Below are 14993 nucleotides of genomic sequence, written 5' to 3'. Positions count from 1 at the left end.
TGACACGGGGTAGGCCGGCACTCCTGACACGGGGTAGGCCGGCACTCCTGACACGGGGTAGGCCGGCACTCCTGACACGGGGTAGGCCGGCACTCCGGATACGGGGTAGGCCGGCACCCCTGACACGGGGTACGCCGGCACCCCGGAGATGGGCCGCGTGGGCGGTTCCGAGGCGGGCCGTGCCGGCGGTCCCGAGATGGGCCGCGTCGGCGGTATGGAGGCGGGCCGTGCCGGCGGCGCGGAGACGGGACGTGTCGGCTGTTCCGGTGTCGAGGGCGCCGACACCGGTGCCCCCGCGGCCCCACCCCTCGGCGTGGATGCCGGTCCCCCCTCCGCCGGCACCGCGACGGGCGAGGTTCCCGAGGTTGCCGTCGCGGTCGGCGGGCGGGCCGCGTCCGGGGCCGACGGCTCGGGGGCCGGCGCCTGCTCGGGGGCCGGCGGTGCGGGCCTGCTCGGTCGGAACCAGGCGTCCGAGTGGTCCGGGGCGGGCGCAGGGGCGCGTGACGGCTCGTTCGACACCGGAGTGTCGGGGCTGTTCGTCGGCGGTGTGGGCCGCGCCGTGGGGGAGTCGGCCGGCGCGGCCGTGGTCACGGTGTCCTGCGGCGCGGGGGCGGTCACGGCCGACGGCGGCTCGTCGACCGGCTGTCGGCCCGGTGGCCGCGCCTCCTGCCGAGACTGCGGGGTCGGCTCGCTCCCCGACGTCTCCTCAACGGCCCGGACGGCGAGACTTTCGTGTTCGTCGGCGACGGCACCCGCCTCGTCGGGGACGGCACCCGCCTCGTCGGCGACAATGCGCGGTTCGTCGGCGACGCCACCCGCCCCGTCGGCGACAATGCGCGGTTCGTCGGGGACGGCACCCGCCCCATCGGCGACGACACGCGGTTCGTCCACCCGGACCAGCGGCTCAACGGCTCCGACATGCGGCCCGTCGGCGTCGACGAGACCGTCGACGTCCCTGCTGTCGGTGTCCGTGCCGTCGGCGTCCGCCCCGGGGTCGTCGGCGTCCATGCCGACGGCGGCATCGTCGAGGTCCACGGCGAGGCCGGTGTCGGGCAGCGGACCGGCCGGCGGCTCCGGGTAGCCGACGATGGCATCCAGCCGGTCGTCGTCCACCCCATTGACGTCCGTCGGGCTGGCGTCCGGCTCGGCGGGTCGTGGTTCGACCGGGCCCGGATCCGGCTCGACCGGCGGCTCAGGGACGGCCTGGACCGCAGACAGCGGCTCCGGGACGGCCTGGACCGCAGACAGCGGCTCCGGGACCGCAGGCAACGGGTCGGTCGACGCCTCGGCTAGCTCCGGCTGGCGCGGAACCGGCCGTGCTTCCGCGCGCTCGGTCGGGCTGTCGTCCTCGGTCCGCAGGGGCGACGACAACTCGCCCGCGTCCGGCGTCCCGACACCGGCGTCCGGCTCTGCGGCCTCGGGCGCCGGGCCGGGGTCGGCGGGCGCCCCGGCGGCGACCGGAAGACGATCTGCCGGGGTGGGCGGAACTGGCCCGGCAACATCCACCGGTACGGACTCGTCGGCCACCGCGTCCACCGGGCCCGCCGCTGTCGGTGTGCCGGTGTGCGGGGCTGACCCCACCAGCGGTTCGTCCCGCTGTGCGGGTGCGGATACGTGCCCGGCCGGTTCGGGGGCCGGCAGGAACTCCAGTCGAAGCCGGGGCGCTGGCGGCCCGGAGACCGGCTCGACCGGAGCAGCGGACGCTGTGCCCCCGGGCGGCCCTGAGACGGGCCGGACCGCTGGCATGGGCCGGCCGGGTGGCCCGGACACCGGCCCGGACACCGGCGCGACGGACGTCAGGCCCGTGGCCGCCCGGATGGCGGGCGGCGGGGCGACCGGAGCTACCGGCTGTGCGGGGACGGGCGGCGCGGGTGGCCCGGAGACCGGCGGGCCGGACACGGGGGCACCCGCAACCGGCATACCGCGTGCCGGCCATTCGGAACCGAACGCGCCGGGAGCCGGCGGCCCGGCCAGCGGCGGCCCAGAGCTCGGAGGACCCGAGACGGGCCGCCCCGGAACAGGCCGTCCGGCCACGGGTGGACCTACCACCGCCCGGTCCGGCCCCGGCGGGCCCGAGACCGGCCGACCCGGGCCGTCCGAGACCGGGGCGTCCGAGACCGGGGGGCCCGAGGCCGGGGCGCCCGAGACCGGGACGGCCGAGACGGGCGCGTCGTTCGTGGGCGGGGTGCGGCGCTCGTCGTTCGATGCGTCGGCGGCCGGCTCGACCGGTGGCCGGTGTGGTGCAGCCGGTCGGTGCGGCGGTGGGCCGAACCGGGGCGCGTCGCTGGGCGGCTGCTCGGTGTCCGGGCGCTCGGCCGGCCGGTCCTGATGGACCGGATCCGGCCCGGGACGGCGTGCGGCCGGCTGGTCGGCGTCGGGCACGGGCCGGACCGGGGCCTCGGGCGGGTGCCCGGTGAACCGCCGGTCGTCGCGGAGCGGCTGCGTGCCCCGTTCGTCGCGAGGTGGCGGAGCGAGCCGTTCGTCGCCGGGCGCAGGGGTGAGCCGTTCGTCGCGGGCGGGCGGAACGGGCCGGTTCTCGCGGGCCGCTGGGGTGTCCCGGTCGACCGGCGCGGGGCGTCCGTACCGGTCGGTGGCGGACCGTGCGTCGGGCCGGCCTTCGACCGGTCCGTCCGGGCCGCGCAGGTCGGCCCGGGCGGCGTCCGCGAACCAGGGGTCCTGTCGCGTGCCGTCGACCCGTTCCGCGCGGTCGACCGGCCGCGTGCCGTCGACCGGCCGCGTGCCGTCGACCGGCCGCGCTCCGGGGCGGGCCGGGTCGGTCGGGCCTGCGCCGGGGCGGGGACCGTCGCCGGGGCCCGCGGGTCTCCGATCCGGGCCCGGCATCCGGCCCAGGTCCGGCCGTAGGGGACCGGGTTCCGGCCAGGGCAGACCGCCGTCGCGGGCCGGCGCCGGCCGACCGGTCGGGTGGCGGTACGGCTCCGCCCACGAGGCGGCCTCCCGGCTGGCGTCCCGGTGCGGTTGCCCCTCCCGATCGACGGGGCGGTGCGGCGCCCCGGCAGCGGGTCGGCCGGCGTCCGGCTGGCCGACGCCAGGCCGGCCGGCATCCCGCTGCCCGTGCTCGGGCACCGTCCCGTCGACGGGGCGCGCGGGGCCGGTTCCGGGCGACGGCGTCCAGCCGCCGCGGTCCGGCGTTGGCCGGCCGTCGCGCTCCTGGCTCGGCTGGCCGGCGCGGTCAGGGCTGGTCCGGCTTTCACGCTCCGGGCTCGGACGGCCGTCGTGGTCAGGGCTCGGCCGGCCGTCGCGGTCCAGGGTGGGCCGTTGACGTTCCGGCCAGCCGGGCCGGTCGGGTCCGGGCCGGTCAGTTCTGGGCCGGTCAGGTCCGGGCTGGTCAGGTCCGGGCCGCTCGGCACCGCTTCGGTCGCCGGTCGCCCGGTCGTAGGAGTGGTGACGGCGCTCCTCCGGCTCAGGCAGCCACCCCGGCTCCTGCCGGTGTGCGGGGGACACCGGCGCCGACGGCTCGGACGGGGGAGTCCGCCGGCCGGGGTCGGCGGGGTGCCGCTGGTCGTATCGGTCACCGTGCCAGCCGGCCGCCTGGCCGCGATCCACCGTCCACTCGGGCCGGCGCGGCTCGTGGCGCGCCGGCAGGTCCGGATCGGGCCGCAACGGGTACGCCTCGACCGGTCCCCGGTCCGCCGGGTGCTGGTCGCGGCGCCACCCGCTGTCGTCGCGGCCCCCGCGGCCGGAGCGGTCATGGTCCGTCGCCTCGGGCCGGCGGTCCTCGCCCCGCAGGCCGTACCCGCCCTCGCCGTGTTCTGCGGCCCCGGCGCCCCGCGGGCGCCACGCCTGTTCGCGCTCGTCGCGGCCGTGCCGGCCGGGATCCCGCTCGTCACGGCCCCGGCGGTCGTCGACGGGGGTGGCGCGGTCCCGGGGCGGGCCGGCCCAGGCCGGGCGCGCGTCGGGCCGGCGGGCCGGGCCCGCGCGGCGGTCGTCCCAACTGCGCCGGGCGTGGCCGTCCGGGGTGGGGGCCTCCCCGGGGTACGCCCCGTCGCGCCCACCCGGCGCCGGGCTCACCGGTCCGGTGTCGGGGTTGACCGGCTTCGCCTCGGCCCGGCCGACGACGGTGGCCCTGCCACGGTGCTGGGGCGGCAGGTGCCGCAGCCCGATGTCGCCGGGGTAGCGCTGCCCCGGGAACTGCGGCTGCCACTCCGAGGTCGGCGCGAAGACCCAGGACGGTTCGACCGGGTCGCGCCAGCGGTCGTAGAAGTCGCCGCTCATCGCACGGCCTCGTCGCCGCTCGCGTGGCGAGCCCCGGCGCCCGGCTCGCGTCGCTCGCTCACGGCGATGTCACCTCGTTGGAAATTGTCGCGCTGGGCGCCCCGCCCGCCGGTAAAGTCGCCCGGTCCGGCATGGCGTGGCTGCGGAAGGAGGGTAACGGCGTGGGCTCTGTCACCGCCACTGCGGCACCGCCCACCGAGTCAAACATTATCCTATGGTTTCGGACATTCAGTGCCATAGCGGGATCGGGATTCCGACGATACGCCACGTACCGCCAGGCGGCGGTGGCCGGTGCCGTCACCAATACCGTCTTCGGGTTCCTGCGCTGCTACGTCCTCCTCGCCGTGGCCGGCGCGGCCGGCAGCGCCGCCGGCTACGACCGGGAGCAGCTCGCCACCTTCGTCTGGGCCGGGCAGGGCCTGCTGGCGGTGGTCCTGTTCTGGAGCTGGACCGATCTGGCCGACCGGATCCGCACCGGTGAGGTGGCCAGCGACCTGCTGCGGCCGGTCCACCCGGTGACCAGCTACCTCGCCACCGACCTGGGCCGGGCGGGCTGGGCCGGCGTGTCCCGGCTGCTGCCGCCGTTGGCGGTGGGTCCGCTCTTCTTCGACGTCCATCTGCCCGCCCGCTGGCCGACCGTGCCGCTGTTCGCGCTCTCCGTGCTGCTCGCGGTGGTGATCTCCTTCGGCTGCCGCTTCCTGGTCAACGCCACCGCCTATTGGCTCGAGGACGTCCGTGGCCCGCAGATCCTGTGGGCGCTCGCCTCGGGCGTGCTCGCCGGGCTCTACTTCCCGCTGCCCTTCCTGCCCGACGCGTTCTACCTGGCGTTGCAGTTCGGCACCCCGTTCCCGAGCCTGTTGCAGATCCCGCTCGACGTGCTGGTCGAGCGGGACCCGACGGCCACCCAGGTCGGGTTGGTCGCGGTGCAGGTCGGCTGGGCGGTCGCGGTCCTGGCGCTGTGTCGGCTGGTGCAGCGCCGCGCCGAGGGCCGGCTGGTGGTGCAGGGTGGCTGAGCCGGTCGTCCTGCCCCGGCAGCGGCCACCGGGGAGCCCCCGGCGCCCGTCCGGCCGGCTGGCCGCGTACCGGGCGCTGCTCGGGGCGCAGGCGCGGTCCCAGGCCGCGTACCGGACGTCGTTCGTGGTGGACCTGGTCGGCAACGTCGGAGCCACGGTCTTCGACGTGGTCACCGTGCTGGTGATCTTCGGGGTCACCCGGGAGCTGGGCGGGTTCACCCTCCGCGAGGCGCTGGTCATGGTCGGGCTCTCCACCGCCGCGTTCGCCATCGCCGACCTGCTCGTCGGCAACGTCGAGCGGCTGCCCCGGTACGTGCGCACCGGCCTGTTCGACGCCGTGCTGCTGCGTCCGCTCGGCGCGCTGCCCCAGCTCCTGCTGATGGACCTGCCGCTGCGCAAGGTGTCCCGGGTGGTCTTCGGCGTGGGCGTGCTGGCGGTGGCGGTCGGCTCGGCGGGAATCGACTGGACCCCGGGCCGGGTGGCGCTGATGATCATCGCCCCGCTCGCCGGGGTGGTCTTCTTCGGGTCGGTCTTCGTGGCCACCGCGACCGTCTCGTTCTACTGGACCGAGTCGGGGGAGTTGGCCAACTCGATCACCTACGGCGGCAAGGACTTCACCTCGTACCCGGCCACCGTCTACGACGGCTGGTTCCGGGCGGCCTTCGCGTACGGGATGGGGTTCGCCTTCGTCAGCTACCAGCCGGCGCTGGCGCTGCTCGGCCGCGCCGACCCGCTCGGCCTGCCGGCCTGGGCCGGCTGGGCCGCCCCGGCGGTCGCGCTGGTCGCCGCCGCGCTCGCCGCCGCCGCCTGGCGCGTCGGGGTCCGCCACTACCGGAGTACGGGGTCATGAGCGTCATCGAGGCACGCAACCTGCGCAAGGAGTTCACGGTCCGGGTGAAGGCGGGGCGGCTGCGCCGCGAGAAGCGCACCGTCGGCGCGGTCGACGGGGTCGACCTGCTCGTCGAGCGGGGCGAGATGCTGGGCTACATCGGCCCGAACGGCGCCGGCAAGTCCACCACCCTGAAGATGCTCACCGGCGTGCTCACCCCCACCTCCGGCGAGGTGCGCGTCTGCGGCCTGCGCCCGGTGCCCGAGCGCACCCGGCTGGCGTTGCGCATCGGCGTGGTCTTCGGCCAGCGCTCCCAGCTCTGGTGGGACCTGCCGCTGGGTGACTCGTTCGACCTGTTGCGGCACGTCTACCGGGTGCCGGCCGACGCGCACGCCGCCCGGCTGCGCCGCTGCCGCGACCTGCTCGACCTGGACGGCTTCCTGGACACCCCGGTCCGGCAGCTCTCCCTCGGCCAGCGGATGCGCGGCGAGCTGACCGCCGCCCTGCTGCACGGCCCGGAGGTGCTCTTCCTCGACGAGCCGACCATCGGGCTGGACGTGGTGAGCAAGCAGGCCGTCCGGGGCTTCCTGGGCGAGCTGGGCCGGGCCGGCGACACCACCCTGGTGCTCACCACCCACGACCTGGCCGACATCGAGCGGCTGTGCCGGCGGCTCGTGGTGATCGACCACGGCCGGGTGGTGCACGACGGCACGATCGCCGCCCTGCACGACCGGTACGGCTCGCGCCGCCTCGTCGTCGCCGACCTGGACGCCGCCCTGCCGGAGCCCCCGGAGCTGCCCGGCGCCCCGCTGCGCCGGGTCGAGGCGGACGGGCACCGGCTGGTCTTCGCGCTGGAGTCGGCGGGTGCCGCCGAGGTGGTGGCCGCCCTGGCCGGGCTGGCCACCCTGCGCGACATCTCGATCGTCGAGCCGGACATCGAGGAGGTCGTCGCCCGACTCTACGGCCGGGGGGAAGGGCCCCTCGTCGACGCCGCCGGGGCGGCATCGTGACGGCCGCCCGCCAGGCGCGGGTCAGACCGGGTCGCCGACCTTGACCCGGGGCTCCGGTGCGCGCATCCGGCGGAAGGTGATCGACCGCATGATCGCGTACAGGTAGAGCGAGCCCATCCGCTCGCCGCTGTTCGGGAAGCGCGCCTGGACCAGCTTCTTGATCTTGCGGCTGATCAGGATCGAGTCGATCACCACGCCGAGGGCGAGCACACCCCAGAGGATGTTCGAGATCAGCCGGACGATCGGCGGCATCGCCTGGTTCGAGCCGAGCAGCACGATCAGCGCCCCGCCGAAGAACCAGGTGCCGATCGTGCGGCGGGAGTCGACCACGTTGCGGGCCAGCAGCTTCACCGGGCCCCGGTCGCGGGGGCCGCCCTCGCGGCGGAACTCGGCCGACGACTCGGCGCGCAACCGCCGCCGCCGCTCCCGGGCCTCCTCCTTGCTCAGCGGCTTGGTCGGGCCGGCCGGCCTGCGGCCGGCGACGGGCCGCTTCGGCGTCTCCCGCCCCAGTTCCTTCTTGCTCGGGGTGTAGCTGCGGCGGGCGGGCGAGGACGCCTCGTCGGGCGTCACCGGGGTGACGGACTCATCAACGAGGTCGGAGGACTTGCGGCGAAACAGCGACGGCACGAGGAAAGGGTAGCCACCCGCCCGCGCCCGGTGCACATCGCGGTGCACCCGGGCGCGGTCAGGCAGTGAGCGAGGTTACCGGCGGACCCCGCCGCGAGCGGCGCTACGGCCGCTCGACGTGGGCGCCCAGGTCGGCCAGCTTGGCCTCGAAGTCCTCGTAGCCCCGGTTGATCAGGTCGACGCCGTACACCCGGGAGGTGCCCTCGGCGGCGAGCGCGGCGATCAGGTGGCTGAACCCGGCGCGCAGGTCCGGGATGACCAGGTCGGCCGCGTGCAGCTTGCTCGGGCCGGCGATCACCGCGGAGTGCTTGAAGTTGCGCCGGCCGAACCGGCACGGGGTGCCGCCGAGGCAGTCGCGGTAGACCTGGATGTTGGCACCCATCGTGTTCAGCGCCTCGGTGTAGCCGAGCCGCTGCTCGTACACCGTCTCGTGGACGATCGACAGGCCCCGGGCCTGGGTCAGCGCCACGACGAGGGGCTGCTGCCAGTCGGTCATGAAGCCGGGGTGCACGTCGGTCTCCAGCGCCACGGCGTTCAGCTCGCCGCCCGGGTGCCAGAACCGGATGCCGCCCTCCTGGCCCGGGTCGCCCAGCTTCGGCGGCCGGGAGTCGGTCACCTCGTACTCGCCGCCGACCGACCGGAAGACGTTCAGGAAGGTCATCATGTCGGCCTGCTGCGCGCCGAGCACCTCGACGTGGCCGCGGGTGGCCAGCGCCGCCGCCGCCCAGCTCGCCGCCTCGATCCGGTCCGGGATCGGCCGGTGGGTGTAGCCGTGCAGCTTCGGCACGCCCTGGATCTCGATCACCCGGTCGGTGTGCACCTTGATGATCGCGCCCATCTTCTGCAGGATGCAGATCAGGTCGATGATCTCCGGCTCGACCGCGGCGTTGCGCAGCTCGGTGACGCCCTCGGCCATCACGGCGGTGAGCAGCACCTGCTCGGTCGCGCCGACGCTCGGGTACGGCAGGGCGAACTTGGTGCCGTGCAGCCCGTTCGGGGCGGACAGGTGCAGCCCTTCCGGGGTCTTCTCGACCGTGGCGCCGAACTCGCGCAGCGCCTGGAGGTGGAAGTCGATCGGGCGCGGCCCGATGTGGCAGCCGCCCAGGTCGGGGATGAAGGCGTGGCCGAGCCGGTGCAGCAGCGGCCCGCAGAACAGGATCGGGATGCGGCTGGAGCCGGCGTGCACGTTGATCTGGTCGGTGCTGGCGCTCTCGACGTTGGCCGGGTCGAAGACCAGCTCACCGATCTCCGCGCCGTCGGTGACCTTGACCCCGTGCAGGCCGAGCAGCCCGCGGACCACCTCGACGTCGCGGATGCGCGGCACGTCGAACAGGCGGCTGGGGCTGTCGCCCAGCAGGGCGGCGACCATCGCCTTGGAAACCAGGTTCTTCGCGCCGCGCACGCGGACCCGCCCTTCGAGCGGAGTACCTCCGTGTACGACCAGGACGTCATCGGTCAACGCAACCTCCAGCGCGTCGGTGCTGCCGTGTTTGTGATGTTGCGGGAGTTTGTTGGTGGTACCCGCGGTGCGGCCGGCGGTAAACGGGCCCGCGCGTGTCGTCGCCCCGGCAGCATAGCCCTCGGTGACCGGCTTGGATGGGGTCACATCGCCCCGGAGGGCACGAAACGGGGTGTCACGTGCGCAAACGCACCAAGCGCGTCACGCAGGGTGATCAGGTTGTCGGCGCTGCGGTGTCGGCGGCGGGGAGGGCCAGCATCTGGTCCAGCGCCACCCGGGCGTGGTGCGCGGTGTCCGGGTCCACCGTGATCTGGTTCACCACCCGGCCGGCCACCAGCTCCTCCAGCGCCCAGACCAGGTGCGGCAGGTCGATCCGGTTCATCGTCGAGCAGTAGCAGACCGCCTTGTCCAGGAACATGATCTGCTTGTCCGGGTGGGCCAGCGCCAGCCGGCGCACCAGGTTCAGCTCGGTGCCGATCGCCCACGCCGAGCCGGCCGGGGCGGCCTCGACGGCCCTGATGATGTACTCCGTCGAGCCCACGAGGTCGGCGGCGTTGACCACCTCGTGCCGGCACTCCGGGTGCACCAGCACGTTCACCCCCGGCACCCGCTCGCGGACGTCGTTGACGCTGTCCAGGGTGAACCGGCCGTGCACCGAGCAGTGCCCGCGCCACAGGATCATCTTCGCGTCGCGGAGCTGCTCCGGAGTGAGCCCGCCGTTCGGCTTGTGCGGGTCGTAGAGGACGCAGTCGTCGAGCGAGAAGCCCATCTCCAGCACGGCGGTGTTGCGGCCCAGGTGCTGGTCGGGCAGGAAGAACACCTTCGACCCCTGCTCGTACGCCCAGTCCAGCGCCCGCTTGGCGTTGGACGAGGTGCAGACCACGCCGCCGTTGCGGCCGACGAAGCCCTTGATGTCGGCCGAGGAGTTCATGTATGTCACCGGGACGGTGTCCTGCGCCACGCCCAGCTCGGTCAGCACGTCCCAGGCGGTCTCGACCTGGGACAGCACCGCCATGTCCGCCATCGAGCAGCCGGCGGCCAGGTCGGGCAGGATCACCTTCTGGCTGCCGGTGGTGAGGATGTCGGCGCTCTCGGCCATGAAGTGCACGCCGCAGAAGACGATGTACTCCGCGTCCGGCCGGGCCGCCGCCTCGCGGGCCAGCTTGAACGAGTCGCCGGTCACGTCGGCGAACTGGATCACCTCGTCGCGCTGGTAGTGGTGGCCCAGCACGAAGACGCTGTCGCCCAGCGCCGCCTTCGCCGCCGCCGCCCGGGCCACCAGGTCGGGATCGCTGGGTGCCGGCAGGTCGCCCGGACACTCCACGCCACGCTCGGTGGCGGAGTCACCCCCACGGCCGAGCAGCAGCAGGGCCGTCGCAGTGTTGGAGGGTTCCGCCCACGTCGAAGTCACGCCCCCATGGTTCCACAGCCGGGGAGAAGGTGGCTCGTGGCGGTGTGGGCTGCCGCACTGCCTCGTACCGAAGTGCCCTGCCACACTGCTCGGCATGCGCGTGCTGCTCTGTCCCGACAAGTTCGCCGGCACGCTGCCGGCTCAGGAGGTCGCCGCGGCGGTGGCCGAGGGCTGGCGGGAGGTGGCCGACGGGGACGACCTGCTCATCCGCCCGCTCGCCGACGGCGGGCCCGGCTTCGTCGCCGTCCTCGCCGAGGCGCTCGGCGGGCGCCGGGTGCCGGTGCCGACCGTCGACCCGCTCGGCCGGCCGGCCGAGGGTGAGATCCTGCTCACCGACGACGGCACGGCGTACCTGGAGAGTGCCCAGGCTTGCGGCCTGCACCTGCTCGCCGCCGCCGAGCGCGACCCGAAGGCCACCACCTCGTACGGGCTCGGCGCGCTGGTCACCGCAGCCGTGGAGCACGGCGCCGGGACGGTGGTGATCGGGCTCGGCGGTTCGGGCACCAACGACGGCGGGGCCGGCCTGCTCACCGCGCTCGGCGTCACCACGCTCGACGAGGCCGGCCGGGCCCTGCCGTACGGCGGGGCGGCGCTGGCCGGGATCGGCGGGCTGGACGGCGCGCCCCGGCTGCGCGGCGCCACCCTGGTCGCCGCCACCGACGTGGACAACCCGCTGCTCGGGCTGCACGGCGCCAGCAGCGTCTACGGCCCGCAGAAGGGCGCGACCCGCTCCGACGTGCTGCTGCTCGACGCCGCGCTGGAGCGCTTCGCCGGCGTGCTGGAGCGGGACCTGCCCGGCTGCCCGGCGGGCCTCGGCGCGCTGCCCGGCGGCGGCGCGGCCGGTGGCCTCGGCGCGGCGATCCTGGCTCTCGGTGGTCGGTGCGAGTCCGGCATCGGCCTGGTCACCGAGGCCATCGGGCTGTCGGCCGCGCTCGACGCGGTCGACCTGGTGGTCACCGGCGAGGGCTCCTTCGACCACCAGTCGCTGCGCGGCAAGGTCGTCGCCGGGGTGGCCGGGGCCGCCCGGGACCGGGGGGTGCCCTGCGTGGTGCTCGCGGGACAGGTGAGCACCGGGCGGCGCGAGGCCGCCTCGGCCGGGGTCACCGACGCGTACAGCCTGGTGGAGCACTTCGGCGGGGAGGAGCGCGGCGGGCTGGACGCGGCGCTCAGCCGCCCGGCGGAGGGGCTGCGTGAGCTCGGCGCCCGCCTCGCCCGCCAGTGGAGCCGCTGAGCGCCGGCGGGCGGCGGCTGACGACCTCGACGCCCCCGCCTCCCACCTATCCTCCTAGGACGGCCCGTCGGTTGTGCCAAGCCCGGGTCACGTCGACCGGGTGGCCCCGGCCGGGGCGGCGTACCATCGGGTCTGCGACCACATCGGGAATCACTGGACGACGCGAGACGTTGGCCAGTGCGTCCAGACCCAGACCGCGCAGGGAGATTTCCACGTGACCACGCCAGCGCAGACCGAGTCGACCGAGTCGACCGAGGCCCCTACTTCCATCGTCCTCACCGACGTGGCGGCGCAGAAGGTCAAGGCCCTGATCGAGCAGGAGGGCCGTGACGACCTGCGGCTCCGGGTGGCGGTGCAGCCGGGCGGTTGCTCCGGCCTGCGGTACCAGCTCTTCTTCGACGAGCGCTCGCTCGACGGTGACGTCGTCACCGACTACGACGGTGTCGAGGTCGTCGTGGACCGGATGAGCGCCCCCTACCTGTCCGGCGCCACCATCGACTTCGCCGACCGGATCGACGCCCAAGGCTTCACCATCGACAACCCGAACGCGGGTAGCTCCTGCGCCTGCGGCGACTCGTTCAGCTGAGTCGACACCCTCGGCCGATACGGCAGCGGGGCCACCCCTGACCCGGGGTGGCCCCGCTGTCTTTTTTGCGGCACGGCTTCACCGTCCGTAGCTACCCGCGGACGCAGTCACGGTGGGCCGACCAGTGCGGATCCGCTCCCCGGTGGACGCCGACCGGCCGGCCGGCGACGAGGGGTCAACCGGAACGTGAACGATCTCTCTCGACCCAGGACCACGACACCGAACGGCCCGGTAGGCTGACCCGCGCCGTGTTCCCGACCGCGAGGGTTGACATGAAGATCGCCGTGACCGGCTCGATCGCGACCGACCACCTGATGAGCTTCCCCGGCCGGTTCGCCGACCAGCTCATCGCCGACCAGCTCGACAAGGTCTCGCTTTCCTTCCTCGTGGACGACCTGGTGCTGCGCCGGGGCGGGGTGGCCGCCAACATCGCCTTCGGCATGGCGCAGCTCGGCCTGAGCCCGATCCTGCTCGGCGCGGTCGGCGCCGACTTCGCCGACTACCGTTCCTGGCTGGAGCGGCACGGCGTCGACTGCGACTCGGTGCACGTCAGCGAGGTGGCACACACCGCCCGGTTCGTCTGCACCACCGACACCGACATGTGCCAGATCGCCTCCTTCTACGCGGGCGCGATGAGCGAGGCACGCAACATCGAACTGGCCCCGGTCGCGAAGCGGCTCGACGGGCTCGACCTCGTGCTGGTCGGCGCCAACGACCCGGCGGCGATGCTGCGGCACTCCGCCGAGTGCCGCGAGCGCGGGTACGCCTTCGTCGCCGACCCGTCCCAGCAGCTTGCCCGGATGGGCGGCGACGACGTGGTGGGCCTGATCGACGGCGCCGAGTACCTGATGACCAACGAGTACGAGAAGGCGCTGCTGCAGAGCAAGGCCGGCCTCACCGACGCGCAGCTGCTGGACCGGGTGACGGTCCGGGTGACCACGCTGGGCAGTAACGGCGCGGAGATCGCCGGCCGGGACTTCGACACCATCCACGTGCCGATCGCCCGGGAGACCAGGGCGGTCGACCCCACCGGCGTCGGGGACGGCTTCCGGGCCGGATTCTTCGCCGGGCTCTCCTGGGGCCTGAATCTGGAGCGGTCCGCCCAGGTCGGCTCCCTGCTGGCCACCCTGGTGCTGGAGACCGTCGGCACCCAGGAGTACGAGGTGCGCCCAGACCTGTTCGTCAAGCGGCTCGCCGAGTCGTACGGCGACGCCGCCGCTGACGACGTCCGCCCCCACCTGCTCCCGTAGCGAGTACGCGGTGATCGTTTGCGCCTGACCGGCACGACACGCCGAGGCTGGTGCCGGTCAGGCGCAAACGATCGAAGGCTGCGAGGGCCGGCGGCCCCTGGTCGTGCCGGCACATCCGCTGTCACTCGTCTTCGTCGTCGCACTCCGGGAGATCGGGGAGATCTTGGAAGATTTCGGCCCCTGGAAGGGCCGTTTGCTTCCAAGATCTACCAGTTGGGGGGCTAGCGTGGGCCGGCTGCCTGCGGCGGGGCGACCGTGCCCGAGGTGGTTGCGGCGATGAATGCGGACCACTGGTGGAACGGGAAGATGAGCGTGGGGCCGGACCGGTCCTTGCTGTCGCGCACCGCCATCAGCTCGGGCAGAACGGCGCACTCCACGCAGTCACCGTTGTTGGCGCTGCGACTGCTGGTGAACCGGTCGGGGTGGGCATGGTGGCCTTCGAGGGTCAGGCCGCGCCGGCCAGCTCCCGGATCAACGCGCGCGACTCGGCGGGGGAGAGGGCGACCTGGCGCAGGTTGTCGGCCACCACGTTATGGGTGCGTACGCCGTCCGGGTCCTGCACGTACATCGCCCCGTCGAGCCCCCCGGTGTAGGCGATCGGCCGGACGTGGGCGAAGTCCAGCACCACGAACTTGCCCAGCGGCGTTGCGGAGTGCGGCCCGTCCTCGGGGCGGAGCACCTGCACGGTGACGTTCGGCAGCTCGGACATGGCGGCCAGGTGCGCGAGTTGGGCCCGCCGGGTCTCGTCGCCGTTGACCCGCAGCCGGAGCGCCGCCCCGCCGACCACCGCGTGCAGGGTGAGCGACTCGTCGTCGGTGAGCCTCCTGGCCCGGGTCTGCCGGAAGGACACGAAGCGCTCGGCGTGGTCGGGGCGGACGAACCCGGTGCCGAGGGTCAGCGCCTGGGCGTACTCCTCGGTCTGGAGCAGGCCGGGGATGACCATGGACCCGAACACGAACGCGGAGTCGGCCAGCCCTTCCAGGCCGACGTACGTCTTGAACGAGTCCGGCATCACGGCGGCCCACAATGCCCACCAGGTCTTGGCGTCGGAGCGGGTGGCGAGCGTGGTGAGTCGGTCGATCGCGGGCGGGTCGTGGGCGGCTCAGTGGGCGCGGCGGACGTCGTAGCCGGGGCCCTCGGAGTGCGCGGCGACGAACTCCTGGCCGCGCATCCGGCACCAGGCCGGGATGTCGACGGCCGCCGCCGGGTCGTCGGCGAGGACCCGCAGCACCGCGCCGACCGGCAGCTCCGGCAGCCGTCGGGCCAGCCCGATCACCGGCAGCGGGCAGCGCTGCCCCCGGCAGTCCAGCATCTCGGCGGGGGCGGCCGATGCCACCGGCCCGG

Annotated in this window: 14 protein-coding genes; 8 read left to right on the top strand and 6 right to left on the bottom strand. The window is 74.5% G+C overall.

The window, feature by feature from the left end:
- Positions 1 to 732: 732 nt before the first annotated feature.
- The 5 genes from ACH4T9_RS11725 (at position 733) to ACH4T9_RS11705 (ending at position 7085) form a co-directional block, all read left to right on the top strand.
- Complete coding sequence (locus tag ACH4T9_RS11725) at positions 733 to 1293, top strand: hypothetical protein (protein ID WP_396671019.1); 561 nt, start codon at positions 733 to 735, stop codon at positions 1291 to 1293.
- Positions 1294 to 2253: 960 nt separating this feature from the next.
- On the top strand, positions 2254 to 2862 hold the full coding sequence (locus ACH4T9_RS11720) for a hypothetical protein (RefSeq protein WP_396671018.1): 609 nt from the start codon (positions 2254 to 2256) through the stop codon (positions 2860 to 2862).
- Positions 2863 to 4394: 1532 nt separating this feature from the next.
- Positions 4395 to 5246: an ABC transporter permease gene (locus tag ACH4T9_RS11715; protein ID WP_396671017.1), complete on the top strand. Its 852-nt coding sequence runs from the start codon at positions 4395 to 4397 to the stop codon at positions 5244 to 5246.
- Positions 5239 to 6096 (top strand): ABC transporter permease, encoded by an 858-nt coding sequence (locus ACH4T9_RS11710; RefSeq protein ID WP_396671016.1) that lies wholly within the window; start codon positions 5239 to 5241, stop codon positions 6094 to 6096. The genes ACH4T9_RS11715 and ACH4T9_RS11710 overlap by 8 nt, the downstream gene beginning before the upstream one ends.
- Positions 6093 to 7085, top strand: a complete 993-nt coding sequence (locus ACH4T9_RS11705; protein WP_396671015.1) for an ATP-binding cassette domain-containing protein — start codon at positions 6093 to 6095, stop codon at positions 7083 to 7085. Before ACH4T9_RS11710 ends, ACH4T9_RS11705 begins: the two co-directional genes overlap by 4 nt.
- A 21-nt stretch (positions 7086 to 7106) precedes the next feature.
- Here the strand turns inward: ACH4T9_RS11705 and ACH4T9_RS11700 are convergent, their stop codons facing one another.
- From ACH4T9_RS11700 to nadA, 3 genes are all read right to left on the bottom strand, one after another.
- Entirely contained in the window at positions 7107 to 7712 is a 606-nt protein-coding gene (locus ACH4T9_RS11700; RefSeq protein WP_396671014.1) for a DUF3043 domain-containing protein, read from the bottom strand.
- A gap of 103 nt (positions 7713 to 7815) precedes the next feature.
- The gene (murA, locus tag ACH4T9_RS11695) at positions 7816 to 9171 is read right to left on the bottom strand and encodes a UDP-N-acetylglucosamine 1-carboxyvinyltransferase (RefSeq protein WP_396671013.1); all 1356 of its coding nucleotides are present in this window, start codon (positions 9169 to 9171) and stop codon (positions 7816 to 7818) included.
- 214 nt (positions 9172 to 9385) lie between these two features.
- Positions 9386 to 10582: a quinolinate synthase NadA gene (gene nadA / locus ACH4T9_RS11690; RefSeq protein ID WP_396671012.1), complete on the bottom strand. Its 1197-nt coding sequence runs from the start codon at positions 10580 to 10582 to the stop codon at positions 9386 to 9388.
- A 94-nt stretch (positions 10583 to 10676) separates the two neighbouring features.
- Between nadA and ACH4T9_RS11685 the strand changes: the two genes are divergently transcribed.
- The 3 genes from ACH4T9_RS11685 (at position 10677) to ACH4T9_RS11675 (ending at position 13649) form a co-directional block, all read left to right on the top strand.
- The gene (locus ACH4T9_RS11685; RefSeq protein ID WP_396671011.1) at positions 10677 to 11813 is read left to right on the top strand and encodes a glycerate kinase; all 1137 of its coding nucleotides are present in this window, start codon (positions 10677 to 10679) and stop codon (positions 11811 to 11813) included.
- Positions 11814 to 12027: 214 nt separating this feature from the next.
- Positions 12028 to 12399: an iron-sulfur cluster insertion protein ErpA gene (gene erpA / locus ACH4T9_RS11680; RefSeq protein WP_161690397.1), complete on the top strand. Its 372-nt coding sequence runs from the start codon at positions 12028 to 12030 to the stop codon at positions 12397 to 12399.
- Between the two features lie 272 nt (positions 12400 to 12671).
- Entirely contained in the window at positions 12672 to 13649 is a 978-nt protein-coding gene (locus tag ACH4T9_RS11675; RefSeq protein ID WP_396671010.1) for a carbohydrate kinase family protein, read from the top strand.
- Positions 13650 to 13870: 221 nt separating this feature from the next.
- Here the strand turns inward: ACH4T9_RS11675 and ACH4T9_RS11670 are convergent, their stop codons facing one another.
- From ACH4T9_RS11670 to ACH4T9_RS11660, 3 genes are all read right to left on the bottom strand, one after another.
- On the bottom strand, positions 13871 to 14098 hold the full coding sequence (locus tag ACH4T9_RS11670; protein ID WP_396671466.1) for a DUF397 domain-containing protein: 228 nt from the start codon (positions 14096 to 14098) through the stop codon (positions 13871 to 13873).
- Positions 14095 to 14661 carry a DUF5753 domain-containing protein gene (locus ACH4T9_RS11665; protein ID WP_396671465.1) on the bottom strand — a complete coding sequence of 189 codons (567 nt, stop codon included), beginning with the start codon at positions 14659 to 14661 and terminating at the stop codon, positions 14095 to 14097. The genes ACH4T9_RS11670 and ACH4T9_RS11665 overlap by 4 nt, the downstream gene beginning before the upstream one ends.
- A 90-nt stretch (positions 14662 to 14751) precedes the next feature.
- Positions 14752 to 14961 carry a sulfurtransferase TusA family protein gene (locus tag ACH4T9_RS11660; RefSeq protein WP_396671464.1) on the bottom strand — a complete coding sequence of 70 codons (210 nt, stop codon included), beginning with the start codon at positions 14959 to 14961 and terminating at the stop codon, positions 14752 to 14754.
- Positions 14962 to 14993 lie beyond the last annotated feature (32 nt).

Source organism: Micromonospora sp. NPDC020750 (genome assembly GCF_044334565.1).
Taxonomy (GTDB): domain Bacteria; phylum Actinomycetota; class Actinomycetes; order Mycobacteriales; family Micromonosporaceae; genus Micromonospora.
Note: the sequence above shows the minus strand (reverse complement) of the source record. Positions and strands in the feature narration are given on the sequence as shown.

What these genes read in the sequence shown, in the direction of transcription:
- ACH4T9_RS11685 (WP_396671011.1), top strand. Translation starts at nt 10,677, where the DNA reads ATGCGCGTGCTGCTCTGTCCCGACAAGTTCGCCGGCACGCTGCCGGCT.
- ACH4T9_RS11660 (WP_396671464.1), bottom strand. Translation starts at nt 14,961, where the DNA reads ATGCTGGACTGCCGGGGGCAGCGCTGCCCGCTGCCGGTGATCGGGCTG.
- ACH4T9_RS11705 (WP_396671015.1), top strand. Translation starts at nt 6,093, where the DNA reads ATGAGCGTCATCGAGGCACGCAACCTGCGCAAGGAGTTCACGGTCCGG.
- ACH4T9_RS11675 (WP_396671010.1), top strand. Translation starts at nt 12,672, where the DNA reads ATGAAGATCGCCGTGACCGGCTCGATCGCGACCGACCACCTGATGAGC.
- ACH4T9_RS11665 (WP_396671465.1), bottom strand. Translation starts at nt 14,661, where the DNA reads ATGCCGGACTCGTTCAAGACGTACGTCGGCCTGGAAGGGCTGGCCGAC.